Raw genomic sequence first — 14,551 nt, forward strand, 5'->3', positions numbered from 1 at the left:
TTTCGTCCTTCAGCGAGTCATGCCGTGTCCTTCTTTGCAAACGTAGAACAGGTTCCAGGCGACCCCATCCTGGGCCTGACCGAGGCCTACAACGCCGACAGCCGCCCCAACAAGGTCAACCTGGGCGTGGGCATCTATTACGACGAAAACGGGCGCATCCCGCTGTTGCGCGCCGTGCACAAGATCGAGCAGCAGCTTGCGCAGGAGGCCAAACCGCGCGGCTACCTGCCCATCGACGGCCTGGCCGCGTATGACAAGGCCACCCAGGCGCTGCTGTTCGGCGCCGAGTCGGCGCTGGTGGCGTCCGGGCGCGTGGCGACCTCGCAGACCGTCGGCGGCAGCGGCGCATTGCGCGTTGGCGCAGACCTGCTCAAGAAGCTGCTGCCCACGGCCACCATCGCCATCAGCAACCCCAGCTGGGAAAACCACCGCGCGGTGTTCGGCGCGGCCGGCTTCGAGGTAGTGGATTACACCTATTTCGATGCCGCCAGCCATGGCCTGAACTTCGACGGCATGCTCGCCGACCTGGCCAAGCTGGAGCCGGGCACGGTGGTGCTGCTGCACGCGTGCTGCCATAACCCCACCGGTGCCGACCTGACCCGCGAGCAGTGGAAGCAGGTGGCCGGGCTATTGAAGGAACGTAACCTGTTCCCGTTCGTCGACATTGCCTACCAGGGCTTCGACAAGGGCATCGAGGCCGACGCCTATGCGGTGCGCCAGCTGGCCGCCGAAGGCATCGACAGCTACGTGGTCGCCAGCTCATATTCCAAGTCGTTCTCGCTGTATGGCGAGCGCGTGGGCGCGCTGTCGGTGGTCTCGGCCACCGCCGCCGAAGCCAAGGCCGTGCAGTCGCAGGTCAAGCGCATCATCCGCACCATCTACTCCAGCCCGTCCACGCACGGCGCCGCACTCGTTGCCGGCGTGCTGACCAGCCCGGAGCTGCGCGATCTGTGGGAGCAGGAACTCACCGAAATGCGCGAGCGCATCCACGCCCTGCGCGCAGGGCTGGTAGACAAACTGGCCACGCTGGGTGCGCCGGAGTTCGACTTCATCCAGCGCCAGGCCGGCATGTTCTCGTACTCGGGCCTGACCAAGACCCAGGTGGACCGCCTGCGCGACGAGTTTGCGATCTACGCCGTGGGCACTGGCCGCATCTGCGTGGCCGCCCTGAGCCAGCGCAACCTGGACTACGTGGCCCAGGCCGTGGCGACCGTCAGCCGGGTGTAAGCGGCCCCGCCGCGGCGCGCAGCCGCATCGACGTACTGCAGACCGGGAGCGCGCCAGCCTCCCGGTCTTTTTTTGCCCATCCCACCGAGCAGCTGGCGGATCGGCCGCGACGCGCCGACAATGACGACACGCTTTTCGGTCGATGTCGCTTTCCCACTTGGCGATCGCCTTGGTCTTGGTCCGCGGCGCCTGCCGGGTACCCGAAGGCAGGCGACGGCCACACGTCGCGCCCAGCGCGCCGCCTGCCATAGACAGGCGCGTCCTGCGACAGCTTCTGATCGTCGCGACCGGCCTTGGATGCTGAAAATCCCGCTTCGGTTGGGTTTTTCTAGCCCTGCCTCAAGCCGCCGGCGCGGCCACCACACACAGCGCCTCTCGCGCCACACCTCATTCCCGGCCTTTTCCCTTCCCCGATTCGCATCGCCACCCGACTCCCTTACCCGCCTCCTTCGCTGGCTTTTCCCTTCCCCCGCCTGCGGGGGGAAGGTGCCCGCAGGGCGAATGGGGGCAACCCAGTGCCATGATTCCCATCGCCACCCGACTCCCTTACCCGACTCCTTCGCCGGCTTCTCCCTTCTCCCGCCTGCGGGGGAAGGTGCCCGCAGGGCGGATGGGGGCACCCCAGCGCCATGAAGCGTTCCGCTCCCACCGCCCATTCGCACAAATTCGATCAGCCACGCTACAAACCGCGCAGCAAGTGATCGAAATCTAACGGCGCAATGGCGACAATGGCGGCCCACTTCCTACAACAGGCTGCCCGCTCCATGTCGCGTCCCTCGCTGACCCGCTTCCTGATCGAAGAACAACACGCCGGCCGTATCGATGCGGAACTGCGCCAGCTGATCACCATCGTCTCGCGCGCCTGCAAGCGCATCTCCATTGCCGTGAGCAAGGGCGCCCTGGGCGGCGTGCTCGGCGATGCCGGTACCGGCAACGTGCAGGGCGAGGCACAGAAAAAGCTCGATGTGCTGAGCAACGACATCCTGCTCGAAGCCAATGCCTGGGGCGGCCATCTGGCCGCGTGCGCGTCGGAAGAAATGGACCACAGCCAGCCGGTGCCCGACCAGTACCCCAGCGGCGATTTCCTGCTGTTGTTCGACCCGCTCGATGGCAGCTCCAACATCGACGTCAACGTCTCGGTCGGCACCATCTTCTCGGTACTGCGCGCGCCCAAGGGCACCGAAAAGCCCGGCGACGAGCACTTCCTGCAGCCCGGCACCCAACAGGTCGCCGCCGGCTATTGCATCTATGGCCCCAGCACCATGCTGGTGCTCACGCTCGGCCACGGTACCCATGCCTTCACCTTGGAGCGCGAGGAAGGCAGCTTCCTGCTGACCCAGGCCAACATGCGCGTGCCCGACGACACCGCCGAATACGCCATCAACATGTCCAACCAGCGCCACTGGGAACCGGCGATGCAGGCCTATGTGGGCGACCTGCTGGCCGGCAAGGACGGCGCGCGCGGCAAGGACTTCAACATGCGCTGGATCGCCAGCATGGTGGCCGACGTGCACCGCATCCTCACCCGCGGCGGCATCTTCATCTACCCGTGGGACAAGAAGGACGCGTCCAAGCCCGGCAAGCTGCGCCTGATGTACGAAGCCAACCCGATGAGCATGCTGGTGGAACAGGCCGGCGGTGCCGCGACCACCGGGCGCGAGCGCATCCTGGATATTCAACCCACGCAGCTGCATCAGCGCGTGCCGGTGTTCTTGGGCTCCAAGAACGAGGTGAATGAAGCCACGCGATATCACCTGGAGGCGGATAAGGCGTAAGACGAGCCTGCCCTGGAAAACCAGCAGTCATGTCACCCAAAGACGCCCGCGTATTGCGGGTGTCTTTTTACCGGGCACGCCAAGACTGCATCGGCGGGGATGCCGGCTGAAGTAACCGAAGACCCCAGGGACGTCGTGCACGCGCGCGATGTGGAGCGACGCATGGAGATCTCCCGGTTCGCAGGGCCGGCGGACAGCTGTGCATCAAGCAAAGCGCTGACCTTCCGCCTGTCTCCTGCCGATCGCCTCCTCATCGGAGAACCCGCTTACTGAGCGCGCACATCATTTTTTCTTCGAGGAAACCCGCGTGAGAGACGCACTGCTCGCAACCGCACGCTTAATAAAAGTGAGCGTGGTCATTTTGGGTTCGGTGCTATTTTCATGCGTCGCCGCAACGATTCTGAGCGGCGTCCTCATTGCTCTTATTGTGGCAATGTCGGGCAGCGGTGAAGCGGCACCTACATTTTTTCTTTACTACTGTTTTTTCGCATTCGGCATTGGCTCACCTTTCTTTCTTATTTTGGGCGTCCCAACGCTGCACTTTGTTCCTGGCCTGAAGCATGCACATCCCTATGTTGCGGCAGTCGCTGGAGCAGCAATTGTGGCAAGCCTCTGTCTACTCCTGCGCCTGATGCACGATTCTTCAAGGCCATTCGACTCATTGGCTTCCTTGGCCTCATTTGTCGCTTGCCCGGCGCTTTGGGCGGCAATTGCAAGCTGCATTTATCAGCGCATCAAACAAGTGACAGCTATCAGGTGACCGCAGCACGCGGAGGACGATTCTAGGCGCAAGAGCGATAGAAGACGCGCCAACCCACAGGACGCCCTATCGACGAATCGCATTGGAATTCTCCCCGACATGCGATAGCGGTCTGCTTTGCTACGCTTGGTCACCGGCCGCAAAGCGCCAGGCTGATTCGCTTTGAGGCTGCACTCCCGACATACGTTACAAGCAGATCGGCCGTCTCGCTGGCCGCTCACACAGTGATAGACCCATGACCGACATCAAATTCACCGACGCCGAACGTGCCGCGATCACCCGCAAGATCCAGCTGTATTTCACCGAAGAACTCAGGCAGGAGATCGGGCGGTTCGATGCCGAGTTCCTCCTTGATTTCTTCGCCGGGCAAGTCGGCGCGTATTTCTACAACCGCGGTGTCTATGATGCGCAAGCCATCATCGCCGGCAAGCTGGAAGATTTGGGTGAGGCGGTCTATCAGCTGGAGCGTCCCACCGATTTCAAGAAGTGATGAGGTGAGCTGAGTCGCCACACTATCGCGCCGAGCACGCAGGAGAATGTGCTCGGCGCAGAAGGAGCGCGAGTAATCAGCGGTCGGATGCGTCCCTTGCGATCTGCATCATTGGCACGCGGCTATGCGTGCGCCGCTGGATACCGGCTCCCACACATAGCCTTCCACTGTTTTCCCTTCGCTGATCTGGCGGCGTGGTTGGCGCTGCAGGCAGGGGCCAAAGGCATTGGAAGGCGGCACGATCAGTTGGGTGCCGTCGATCACGACCTGGCGGAAGCGGGTGACTTCGGCATCGCCCAGTTCGCGGCGCAGCAGCGCTTCGATATCGCTGCGTTCGAACGCTTTGCCGGCGTGCCGTGCGACGTAGAGCGGTCGCAGTGCGTCCAGCAAGCCGCGTTTGCCGGCCGAGCGTGCACGCAAGGCGGCATCGACACTGGCGAAGTACAACATGCCGCGCGCATACGGGATACGCCGGATGGATTCCTGCGCAAAGCCGGCCGCATCGATGCGTTGCAGCGACCAGCGCCGCGCCGGGCTGGCGTAGTACTGCTGCGCCCATGTGTTGATGGCGTTGGCGCAGGCCGCGTGTGGAAGCAGGCCGGCCGCGCATGGCAAGGTCGCCTGCACGAACACGTTGACCCCTTCCGCGTACCAGGGCTCCACGGCATTGGTGAGCTGGCCCACCCATTGGTGCCCCATCTCGTGAAAGATGGTGCTCTGCACGCTGTGCAGATCCTGGCCTGGCGAAAACACGTTGCCCACCGTGATCAGGCTGCTGCCGCCTGCCAGGCGCGCGGTGCCGGTTTCGTACGAGGCCACCGGCAACGCGCGGATCAACAGGTCGTAGCGCGGCGGCGCGTCGATGTAGCCCAACCCGGTTGCCAGCACGTCGTACGCGCGCCGTGCCCACGCCATGGTGGCTGCGGCATCGAAGGGCGGTTGGCCGATCGTGTAGGCGTTGAACACGGCATCGTCCTGCGCCTGGGCCACCACGGCCGGCCCGGCCAGCAGCCACAGATCGCCCATGACCGTTGCCGGGCCCGGCACCCGCACCGTGCCGACGCCGCCGCTGGCGACACCGATGGAGCCGGGCGCCAGTTCCGATAGATCCCACGTCAGCGTGCTGGCGTCGCTGTCCAGTTGTTCGGGCAGCAGCACGAAACTCTTGGAGCTGCCTGCCACACCCAGCCCGGCCGCCTTCATGCCAAAGGGCGGACCACCGCTATTTGCAGGCACCAAGGCGGCGCGGTAGCGCACCGTCACCTGCGGACCGACCGGCCGCTCGGTGCTCCATCGGCGCATGTCGAAGCCATCCACCGCTGCGCCTTCGGCGATCGACAGCGCCGCATCGCCATGCGCGTCGCTGACATGCAGCTCGCTGATGGCGTCTGCGTTATGCGGCACGGCTGGCAAGGCCGAGGGCAGCACCAAGCTCAGCGGCCTGCGCGCGTCTGCACGCGTGATCTGCTCGGTGACCGCCAGCCCGGTGACGGTCTCGTCCTGCGCGGTCAACGGCTTGATGGTCACGCTGAAACTGTCGCGCTCGGCAGCGGAAACGGCCTGCACATGCGCCAGCGCCCCGACCAGTAGCGACAGCGCAAGCACGCGCCCGGCAACGGCCTTGCGCAGCGCACCGGCAGGCTCGGTTGCAGCGGGTTTCGCTACCGTGGTGCGTGCCGGCGGGGACATTGCCGACGACGTGTCTGCGGTGTGTCTGGCGTGCATCGGGAACCTCACAAGAACAACTGCGATGCGTAGGCCAGCGTCGCCCACAGGCCTAGGTGATAGGCAAGTGTGCGCAAACCGGGAATGGCGAAAAGATAGCAAACCGCATGCACGATGCGCGCGCCCAAAAACACCAGCGATGCGATGACGGTGATGGTTCCGGACACCTGCAACAGCATGGCAGCGAGCACGACTGCGGCAAACGGCAGGAAGTTTTCCAGCAGATTGCGATGCGCACGCAGCGCACGTCCTGCGGCCCCGTCCGGTTCGGCAATGCCCTCGCGATTGCCGATCAACGCCTTGGTACCGACCTGGCGCGCATACAGTGCGGAAAACACCAAGGGAAGGCACAGGCACAGCACTGCCAGGGTGGCCACCACACTCAATTCGATCTGCGGGCTCATTGCGCCACCTGTTCGATCGCTGCCACCAGCGCCGCCGGTGCAGTGAGAAAGGGCGAGTGCCCGGTGTCCAGATCGATGGTCATCCGCATCGGCGTGGCGGCAATCATCTGCGACTGGAATGCGGGGCTGAGCGCCCTGTCCTGAAGGGTGCGGATATACACCCGATCCACGCTGCCGGAGCGCGCCGAGGTCAGCTGCACCGGCGTCATCATCGGCTGCACGGGCTCGTCCACCAGCATGGCCGGCACGGCGGCGCGTTGCGCGGCCGTGGCGTCGTTGGCGAACACCTCCGCGCGTGCCGACGTTGCCACCGACATGACGCCCCTGCTCTTGTCCAACGCGAGATACGGCGGCAACTGGCTGCCGGTGTCGGCCTGTGCAAGCGCCATCAGCGTGCGGCCGTCCTGCGGCACGAACGCGGCCAGGTACACCAGCGTCTTGATCCTGGCCGGCGCGGCTTCGGCCACATTGGTGACGGTCACGCCGCCAAAGCTGTGCCCGACCAGCACCACCGGTGCCGTCTCGTCCTTGATCGCGGCCAGTACCGTATCGCGATACGCCGCCAGGCTGACCGCTTCCGCTGCTTGCGAGGCGCCAGGGCGGCCGGGCAGATTCACCGCGATGACGCGGTAGCCGTGCGCACGCAGCTGGCCGGCGACCGGGCGCCAGATCGCAGCGGTTTCCCAGGCGCCGTGCACCAGCACGATGGTGGGGCGCGGCGCCGGCAGCGCCTGCACGGTGGCGGAGCACAGCGCGCATAACAGCAACGCGGCGATGGGAATGCAGGTCGTACGTTTCATGGGGCACCTCGGCTCTGTCGGAATGCACTAAGGTTCCGCTTGCGCACCGCGCGACACCATGACCCGGACACCGCCTTCCATGACCGATCCTCCAGCGCCGCAGGCGGCGGGCGATGCCCAGCCCGCGCGCGCCGACATCCTGTCGCAATTGCTCACCTTGATCCGCCTGCAGGGTGATGGCGTGTACAGCGCCGAGCTGGCGGCGGGCGTACACGCACGGGTGCCGGCCGGGCCATCGCATCTGCATTTTGTCGAGGCGGGATCGCTGTGGATCACTGCAGATGACGGTGCACCACTGCAGCTGCAGACCGGCGATCTGGTCGTGCTACCACATGGCCGTGGCCACAGGCTGTCGCAAGCGCAGCGCCCGGCACGCAGTGCGGAGGATTTTTTTGCAGCCGACCGGTTCGACCCGGCAAGTTTGAAGATCCGTCACGGCGAGGGCGCCGCGATGGCCAGCGTCATCGGCGGCATCTTTCGCTACGAGCGCCTTCCATTGCCGCCGATCATGCGGGCACTACCGACGCTGATCCATATCCCGGGCGATGCCGGACGCGTGCCCGAATGGTTGCGCCTGCTCTCGCATTTCTTGATGGCCGAAGCGCACGAGGTGCGGCCCGGTGCGCAGCTGATGGTCTCGCGCATCATCGATCTGCTGGTGATCCGCGCACTGCGCAGCTGGGCCGAGTTGCATCCACAGCAATCGCGCTGGCTCACCAGCGCGGCCGGCGAGCGCGTCGGTCTGGCCTTGCACGCCATCCATGCCGATCCGTATCGCCGCTGGAGCGTGGAGCAGCTCGCCCGGCATGCCGGCCTGTCGCGTTCGCTGCTGGCGCAGCAGTTCGTGCAGGTCACCGGCGAGCCGCCGATGCGCTACATCGCACTGTGGCGGTTGAGCGTGGCCGACGATCTGATCCGCTCCGGCAATGTCGGCGTGGGCGATGCCGCGCGCCGGGTGGGCTATCAGTCCGAAGCCGGTTTCAGCCGCGCATTCAAGGCGTATTTCGGGCATGCACCCAAGCAGGCAAAGCCCTAGCACCGCCGCCCGGGCCCTGCCTGCCAGGCAGACAGGGCCCGGGCTGGCGCGCAGTCTCGCGATGGTGTGCCGGATCTTGCGGAATGTTCGCCGACATGGGTACCAAGGCACATGAGGTACCACCGGGCACCATGATCTGCCACCACACCACCGGCGCTGTGCAAGGTGCATCGACGTTGCTGGCGCAGGCAAGCCATCGGCTCGTCGCAATCCGTTCTACGCTGCGCACTCTCCGGTCACGCGGTGCGTCGCTCATCGTCCCTCCGTTCCGTCGACGCGCCGGAAGACCGAATCGTCGCCGCGAAAGCGCCTGCGCTGTCGCTACAGGGATTCGAAGGCTCCCAGGTCCGGCGCACGCCCGTTGAATGCCGCACCGCTGTCGGCACCGGCATCGATCAACGCACTGCCGGGCGCAAGCGTGGCGAAGGTGATCACCGGAAGATCGCCGTTGGCTTGGCGCGGACGGGTGAGTTGGCGCTCATCCAGGCTGACGAAGTCACGCGCAATCGCAACCAGCGGAATGCTGAAGGAATTGCGCCCGATCTCGTTGGCCGTGGCGGCGCCCAGGTTGGCGATCTCGGTGCGCGTGCCGTAGCCCAGGTTGTTGGCCAGGGTGTGATCGTAGCCAGCCACGTCGGTGCGATTGTCCGCCAGGGTGGATAGCATGTCGAAGTTGGCGCGCCCATTGCCGATGGCGGTGTTACTGATCCAGTCCTGCCCGCCGATCTGGTGATTGGCATAAAAGCCATTGGTGCGGTTGCCGACCGCCAGATTGAACGCAATGCGATGGCGCGGCACCGGTTGCGGGTACACGCTGCCGTTGCGTCCAAAACCGCCGGCCTTGAAACCGTTGCCGTCGCCCAGCGGCGTGCCATCGGTATCCAGGCCGTTGCGGAACGCCCAGTTGTGCTCCAGCGTGACCGCTTCCCAGGCATTGATCAGATCGAACCCGTCGTCGCTGTTGTTCCAGGCACGGCTGCCCTCGATGCGGTTGCCCACGCTGCCGGCGGCGCCGGGATGCACACCGAAGCCATCGATGTTGCCGTAGGAGAACGTATTGAGCCCCTTGTTGTTGTACGCATCGACGTTGCGCACCTGGTTGTTGCTGCCTGCCACCAGATACCAGCCGATCGCCTGCCCATCGTGGATGGCCAGCCGCTCGAAGCGATTGCCGTTGCCGCCCTGCACGCGAAAGGCTTCGGACTGGGTCAGCCGGTCGGCGATGGTGATGCGCACGCCGATCACCTCGAAGCCGCGAAACACGCAGTTGCTGGCGCGGACGCGGAATGCCGCCACCCGGCGATCTGCCGGCGTCACTGCGGAAAAGTCGAACACCGGGCGCTCGTTGGCGGCATTGACGTAGCCGATGCCGTCCTTGGTGATGTCATTGACGATGGCGTAGGTGCGCTCGCTCACGCTGACATTCGCGTTGGTGGGGCGATAGGTGCCGCCGCGCAGGTACACGGTGTCGCCGCTGGCCGCGGCGGCCTGCGCCGCCATCACGCTGGCAAAGGGCGCAGCCCGCGTGCCGGCATTGCTGTCCGAGCCGGTAGGCGAGACATACCAATCGGCCGCGAGCGCCAGCGAAGTGGGCATGCACACTGCAAGTGCCATCGCCACGACGGCAAGGCGGGAGGTGGTGATCATCGGATGGGTCCCTGGAGCTGGGTAAGAGGGTGGTGGCGGCGTGAGGGGCTGCATCGCGGCGAGGGCCGCATCGACGTATCGATTGCAGCCGCGCAGACTAGCGATGCTGCGCTGTTGCCACCAGCACTCGGGTTCGGTTTTGGCGACCGATGTTCTGCCGCAGGCGCGCACGCGATACGAAACGTGCGGTAGCCGGCACTTGACCAATCCGGCGTGCGCGGTAAGTCTCGGGCAGTGGCGTGTGGAATTTCCCCACAGGCATCGATCGGAGAGACCACCCGTGGACCGTCGTACCTTCCTCACCCTGTCCGGCATCGGTGCTGCCGGGCTGCTGCTGCCGCATACGCGCCTGATCGCTGCCGAGCAGCTGCTGGCGCCAAACGATGCGGCCCGCAACCGGCGCTTGTCCGACACCGCGCTCACCACCGCCAAGGCCGCCGGTGCCAGCTACTGCGATGTGCGCGTGGGGCGCTATCTGCGCCAGTTCGTGATCACCCGCGAGGCGCAGGTGGAGAACGTGGTCAATGCCGAATCCAGTGGCGTGGGCGTGCGCGTGCTGGCCGATGGCGCATGGGGCTTTGCGGCCACCAACACGTTGACCAGCGACGGCGTGGCCACGGCTACGCGGCACGCGGTGGCCATTGCCAAGGCGAATGCGCGCTTGGGCGGCACGCCGGTGCAACTGGCGCCGGTGACGCCGGCCGGGCAGGTCAGCTGGAAGACACCGATCCGGAAGAACGCCATGGAAGTGCCGCTGCAGGACAAGGTGGCGCTGTTGATGGACGTCAATGCCGCGGCGCTCAACGCTGGTGCCACCTTTGTGGCCTCGCGCCTGTTCGCCATCAATGAGCAAAAATATTTCGCCAGCAGCGATGGCTCCTACATCGACCAGGACGTGCATCGTTTGTGGCTCCCTTTCACTGTTACCGCAGTGGACAAGGCCAGCGGCACCTTCCGCACCCGCGATGGGCTGTCTTCGCCGATGGGCATGGGCTACGAATACCTTGATGGCGATGCCAGCCAGAAGCATCAACTTCCAGGCGGGCTGATCGGCTACGGCCACAGCTACGACGCGCGCGAAGATGCGATTGCCGCGGCAAAGCAGGCGCGCGCCAAACTCACCGCGCCGTCGGTGAAGGCCGGCAAGTACGATCTGGTGATCGACCCGAGCAATCTGTTCCTCACCATCCACGAATCGGTTGGCCACCCATTGGAGCTCGACCGCGTGCTGGGTTACGAGGCCAATTACGCCGGCACCAGCTTCGCTACGCTGGACAAGCGCGATGCCAAGTTCCGTTGGGGCAGCGATGCGGTGACCTTCGTCGCCGACCGCACCCAGCCGGGTAGCCTGGGCGCGGTGGGGTACGACGATGAAGGCGTCAAGACCAAACAGTGGGATCTGGTGCGCGACGGTATCCTGGTCGACTACCAGTGCACGCGCGATCAGGCGCACCTGCTCGGCAAGACGGCCTCCGATGGCTGCAGTTACGCCGACTCGTGGTCCAACGTGCAATTCCAGCGCATGCCCAATGTCTCGCTGGCGGCAGGCAAGCAACCGCTTGGCGTTGCCGAGATGATCAAGAACGTCGAGCGCGGCTTGTACATTCACGGGCGCGGTTCGTACTCGATCGATCAGCAGCGCTACAACGCGCAGTTCGGCGGGCAACTGTTCTACGAAATCGAAAATGGCCAGGTCACGCGGTTGGTGGAAGACGGTGCCTACCAGATTCGCACGCCGGAGTTCTGGAATGCCTGCAGCGCGGTGTGCGACCAACGCGATTTCCGTCTGGGTGGCTCGTTCTTCGACGGCAAGGGCCAACCGAGCCAGGTCTCTGCGGTCTCGCATGGGTCATCCACCGCACGCTTTGACGGCATCAACGTGATCAATACTGCGCGTTCGTTGGGGTGAGCGCCGATGGATCAACCACGCTTCTATTTGCGCTGATCAATCACGTCGGACGCTGGGACTTAGCCCGTTGCATGGACTGGCTATTTCCACGTCTAGTGAGTCGAGTGCGCGGCGCCCTCACCGCTCGCGGGACACGCCGTCAACCCGTCCATGGGGGCTCGGTGGCGGCATCCATGCCGCCACACGGTCCCGCAATCGGTAAGGACACCGCACCAGACAGTTGGCTGGTGGTTTATTGAAGAACAGATGGCACCGCGCCAGACCGCTACCGGGTGCTTGTTGAAAACGTTGCGTACCGACCAACTCCACTGTTCCTTGCCCGCCCACCGTCGCGGGACCTTGAGCGGCATGGATGCCGCGCCAGAGCCTCCAGGGACGGATTCACGGCGTGTCCTGCGATGGTGGGCGGGCAAGGGCCCTGCAGCAACGGCGCAGATGATCCGCTCTCCGCCTGATCTGCCAGTATTGAGCAATCAGATGGCGACGACTGCATCGTGCGTATCGCGAGCGCTTGGTGATCTTCAAGCTTCAAGCCTGATCGAGGCGCGGCGCCCTCACCGCTCGCGGGACACGCCGCAAGTACATCCCTGTAGGCTCGGTGGCGGCATCCATGCCGCCACACGGTCCCGCAATCGGCGAGGACACCACGCCAGACAGTTGGTTGGTGGTTTTGTCGAAAAGCATAAGGTCACCGCGCAGCCAGCTTGCGAGTCGCTGTTGAGATCCATGCGCACCGACCATCTCCACTGATCTTTTCTCGCCACACCACGCCAGACAGTTGGTTGGTGGTTTTGTTGAAAATCGAAAATGTCATGTTGATGGTTTCTTTTTGAGGCGCTGCGCAAGACCATCGTGAGCGGCCCTTGCAGCAACGTGGCAGTTGATCCGGCCTGCGACGAATCGACTGCCCTGCGTGGCAAAACGATCGCGCGGTCTGCGTTCCTCCAGCGGCGCTCGCCACGTTCGCAGGCGGCCGAGCCGCACCACGCGATGCATGCCGGTATTCCACCTGCTCACGGACCCCTGCCGAAAGTCATTTGACGCAGCAATCATCGCCCGGCAAGAATCGGCGATGCCGCGTGGAGCGCTCCACGCATCACCACACCACCTGCGCGCCGCGCGGGACTATTGGGGAGTTGCCCGTGCAGCGACGTGATTTCCTGGCCCTCACCGGGCTGACCATGGGCGGGCTGATCGTGCCGGCCTATTTCGGCAAGGCGATCGCCGCCGAGCAGTTGTTGACACCCTTCGATGTGGGCCGCAAGAAGCGCCTGGCCGACGCCGGCTTGAACGCTGCGCGTCAGGCCGGAGCGAGCTATTGCGACGTGCGCATTGGCCGCTATCTGCGCCAGTTCGTGATCACCCGCGAAGACAAGGTGCAGAATGTAGTCAACACCGAGTCCATCGGGGCCGGCGTCCGTGTGATCGTGGGCGGTGCATGGGGCTTTGCCGCCACCAACGAGCTCACCGAGCAGGGCGTGGCCAAGGCCGCGGCGCAGGCGGCGGCGATTGCCAAGGCCAACGCCAAGGTGCAAGGCACGCCGGTGCAGCTGGCGCCGACGCCGGGCGTTGGCGAAGTCAGCTGGAAGACGCCGATCAAGAAGAACGCGATGGAAGTGCCGATCAAGGACAAGGTGGACCTGCTGCTCGGCGTCAACGCCGCCGCCACTGCCGCCGGCGCCAACTTCGTCAACTCGATGCTGTTCGTGGTCAACGAACAGAAGTATTTCGCCAGCACCGATGGCTCCTACATCGACCAGGACGTGCACCGCATCTGGGCGCCGATGAGCGTGACCGCCATCGACAAGGCCAGCGGCAAGTTCCGCACCCGCGACGGGCTGTCTGCGCCGATGGGCCTGGGCTACGAATATCTCGATGGCGCCGCGTCCGGCAAGTTCGTCTCGCCCAACGGCGTGGTGAATTACGGCCTTTCCTACGACATGAAGGAAGATGCGATTGCTGCCGCCAAACAGGCGCAGGAAAAGCTCAAGGCACCATCGGTGAAGCCGGGCAAGTACGACCTGGTGCTGGACCCCTCGCACACCTGGCTCACCATCCACGAATCGGTCGGCCACCCGCTGGAGCTGGACCGTGTGCTCGGCTACGAAGCCAACTTTGCCGGCACCAGTTTCGCCACGCTGGACAAGCTCAAGGCCGGTTTCCAGTACGGCAGCGACAAGGTGCACATCCTCGCCGACAAGACCCAGCCCGGCAGCCTGGGCGCGGTGGGTTACGACGATGAAGGCGTCAAGACCAAGCAGTGGGATCTGATCCGCGACGGCAAGCTGGTGGACTACCAGGCCATCCGCGATCAGGCGCATATCCTGGGCAAGACCGCCTCCGATGGCTGTTGCTATGCCGACTCGTGGTCGAGCGTGCAGTTCCAGCGCATGGCCAATGTCTCGCTGGCCGCCGGCAAGACGCCGCTGAGCGTGAACGATTTGATCAAGAACGTCGAAAACGGCATCTACATCATCGGCGATGGCTCGTTCTCCATCGACCAGCAGCGTTACAACGCGCAGTTCGGTGGTCAGCTGTTCTACGAAATCAAGAACGGCGCGATCACCCGCATGCTCGAAGACGTGGCCTACCAGATCCGTACCCCGGAATTCTGGAACGCCTGCAGCGCCGTGGCCGATCAACGCGATTACCGCCTGGGTGGTTCCTTCTTTGACGGCAAGGGCCAGCCGAGCCAGTCCTCGGCCGTCTCGCATGGGTCGTCCACCGCCCGTTTCGACGGCATCAACGTCATCAACACCGCCCGCTCGCTCGGCTGAC

At 64.7% G+C, this 14,551-nt stretch carries 11 protein-coding genes; 7 read left to right on the top strand and 4 right to left on the bottom strand.

The window, feature by feature from the left end; genetic code table 11:
- Window positions 1-24: 24 nt before the first annotated feature.
- The 4 genes from XnspCFBP7698_RS16245 (at window position 25) to XnspCFBP7698_RS16255 (ending at window position 4,252) form a co-directional block, all read left to right on the top strand.
- Window positions 25-1,227: an amino acid aminotransferase gene (locus XnspCFBP7698_RS16245; RefSeq protein ID WP_047693270.1), complete on the top strand. Its 1,203-nt coding sequence runs from the start codon at window positions 25-27 to the stop codon at window positions 1,225-1,227.
- Between the two features lie 764 nt (window positions 1,228-1,991).
- A complete protein-coding gene (locus XnspCFBP7698_RS16250) occupies window positions 1,992-3,002 on the top strand; it encodes a class 1 fructose-bisphosphatase (protein ID WP_047693269.1) in 1,011 nt (336 codons plus the stop codon).
- A 307-nt stretch (window positions 3,003-3,309) separates the two neighbouring features.
- Complete coding sequence (locus tag XnspCFBP7698_RS21395) at window positions 3,310-3,762, top strand: hypothetical protein (protein ID WP_146093215.1); 453 nt, start codon at window positions 3,310-3,312, stop codon at window positions 3,760-3,762.
- A gap of 235 nt (window positions 3,763-3,997) precedes the next feature.
- Entirely contained in the window at window positions 3,998-4,252 is a 255-nt protein-coding gene (locus tag XnspCFBP7698_RS16255) for a DUF2164 domain-containing protein (RefSeq protein ID WP_104580302.1), read from the top strand.
- Window positions 4,253-4,360: 108 nt separating this feature from the next.
- Here XnspCFBP7698_RS16255 and XnspCFBP7698_RS21795 read toward each other — a convergent pair whose 3' ends face one another.
- The 3 genes from XnspCFBP7698_RS21795 to XnspCFBP7698_RS16275 are packed head-to-tail and all read right to left on the bottom strand — an operon-like array spanning window position 4,361 to window position 7,181.
- Window positions 4,361-5,941 carry a hypothetical protein gene (locus XnspCFBP7698_RS21795; RefSeq protein WP_233549007.1) on the bottom strand — a complete coding sequence of 527 codons (1,581 nt, stop codon included), beginning with the start codon at window positions 5,939-5,941 and terminating at the stop codon, window positions 4,361-4,363.
- 44 nt (window positions 5,942-5,985) lie between these two features.
- Window positions 5,986-6,381: an MAPEG family protein gene (locus XnspCFBP7698_RS16270; protein WP_104580303.1), complete on the bottom strand. Its 396-nt coding sequence runs from the start codon at window positions 6,379-6,381 to the stop codon at window positions 5,986-5,988.
- On the bottom strand, window positions 6,378-7,181 hold the full coding sequence (locus XnspCFBP7698_RS16275) for an alpha/beta fold hydrolase (RefSeq protein ID WP_104580304.1): 804 nt from the start codon (window positions 7,179-7,181) through the stop codon (window positions 6,378-6,380). The genes XnspCFBP7698_RS16270 and XnspCFBP7698_RS16275 overlap by 4 nt, the downstream gene beginning before the upstream one ends.
- Before the next feature lie 79 nt (window positions 7,182-7,260).
- Between XnspCFBP7698_RS16275 and XnspCFBP7698_RS16280 the strand changes: the two genes are divergently transcribed.
- Complete coding sequence (locus tag XnspCFBP7698_RS16280; protein ID WP_104580305.1) at window positions 7,261-8,217, top strand: AraC family transcriptional regulator; 957 nt, start codon at window positions 7,261-7,263, stop codon at window positions 8,215-8,217.
- A 321-nt stretch (window positions 8,218-8,538) separates the two neighbouring features.
- On the opposite strand, the gene XnspCFBP7698_RS16285 is transcribed toward XnspCFBP7698_RS16280, so the two are convergent.
- Window positions 8,539-9,813 carry a right-handed parallel beta-helix repeat-containing protein gene (locus tag XnspCFBP7698_RS16285; RefSeq protein ID WP_233549008.1) on the bottom strand — a complete coding sequence of 425 codons (1,275 nt, stop codon included), beginning with the start codon at window positions 9,811-9,813 and terminating at the stop codon, window positions 8,539-8,541.
- 331 nt (window positions 9,814-10,144) lie between these two features.
- Between XnspCFBP7698_RS16285 and XnspCFBP7698_RS16290 the strand changes: the two genes are divergently transcribed.
- Window positions 10,145-11,773 carry a TldD/PmbA family protein gene (locus tag XnspCFBP7698_RS16290; protein WP_199680205.1) on the top strand — a complete coding sequence of 543 codons (1,629 nt, stop codon included), beginning with the start codon at window positions 10,145-10,147 and terminating at the stop codon, window positions 11,771-11,773.
- 1,142 nt (window positions 11,774-12,915) lie between these two features.
- Complete coding sequence (locus tag XnspCFBP7698_RS16295; protein ID WP_184368541.1) at window positions 12,916-14,550, top strand: TldD/PmbA family protein; 1,635 nt, start codon at window positions 12,916-12,918, stop codon at window positions 14,548-14,550.
- Window position 14,551: the final 1 nt, after the last annotated feature.

Origin of the sequence: Xanthomonas sp. CFBP 7698 (assembly GCF_003600855.1) — a bacterium.
Lineage (GTDB): Bacteria > Pseudomonadota > Gammaproteobacteria > Xanthomonadales > Xanthomonadaceae > Xanthomonas > Xanthomonas cannabis.

What these genes read in the sequence shown, in the direction of transcription:
- XnspCFBP7698_RS16250 (WP_047693269.1), top strand. Translation starts at nt 1,992, where the DNA reads ATGTCGCGTCCCTCGCTGACCCGCTTCCTGATCGAAGAACAACACGCC.
- XnspCFBP7698_RS16255 (WP_104580302.1), top strand. Translation starts at nt 3,998, where the DNA reads ATGACCGACATCAAATTCACCGACGCCGAACGTGCCGCGATCACCCGC.
- XnspCFBP7698_RS21795 (WP_233549007.1), bottom strand. Translation starts at nt 5,941, where the DNA reads ATGTCCCCGCCGGCACGCACCACGGTAGCGAAACCCGCTGCAACCGAG.
- XnspCFBP7698_RS16270 (WP_104580303.1), bottom strand. Translation starts at nt 6,381, where the DNA reads ATGAGCCCGCAGATCGAATTGAGTGTGGTGGCCACCCTGGCAGTGCTG.
- XnspCFBP7698_RS16275 (WP_104580304.1), bottom strand. Translation starts at nt 7,181, where the DNA reads ATGAAACGTACGACCTGCATTCCCATCGCCGCGTTGCTGTTATGCGCG.
- XnspCFBP7698_RS16280 (WP_104580305.1), top strand. Translation starts at nt 7,261, where the DNA reads ATGACCGATCCTCCAGCGCCGCAGGCGGCGGGCGATGCCCAGCCCGCG.
- XnspCFBP7698_RS16285 (WP_233549008.1), bottom strand. Translation starts at nt 9,813, where the DNA reads ATGCCCACTTCGCTGGCGCTCGCGGCCGATTGGTATGTCTCGCCTACC.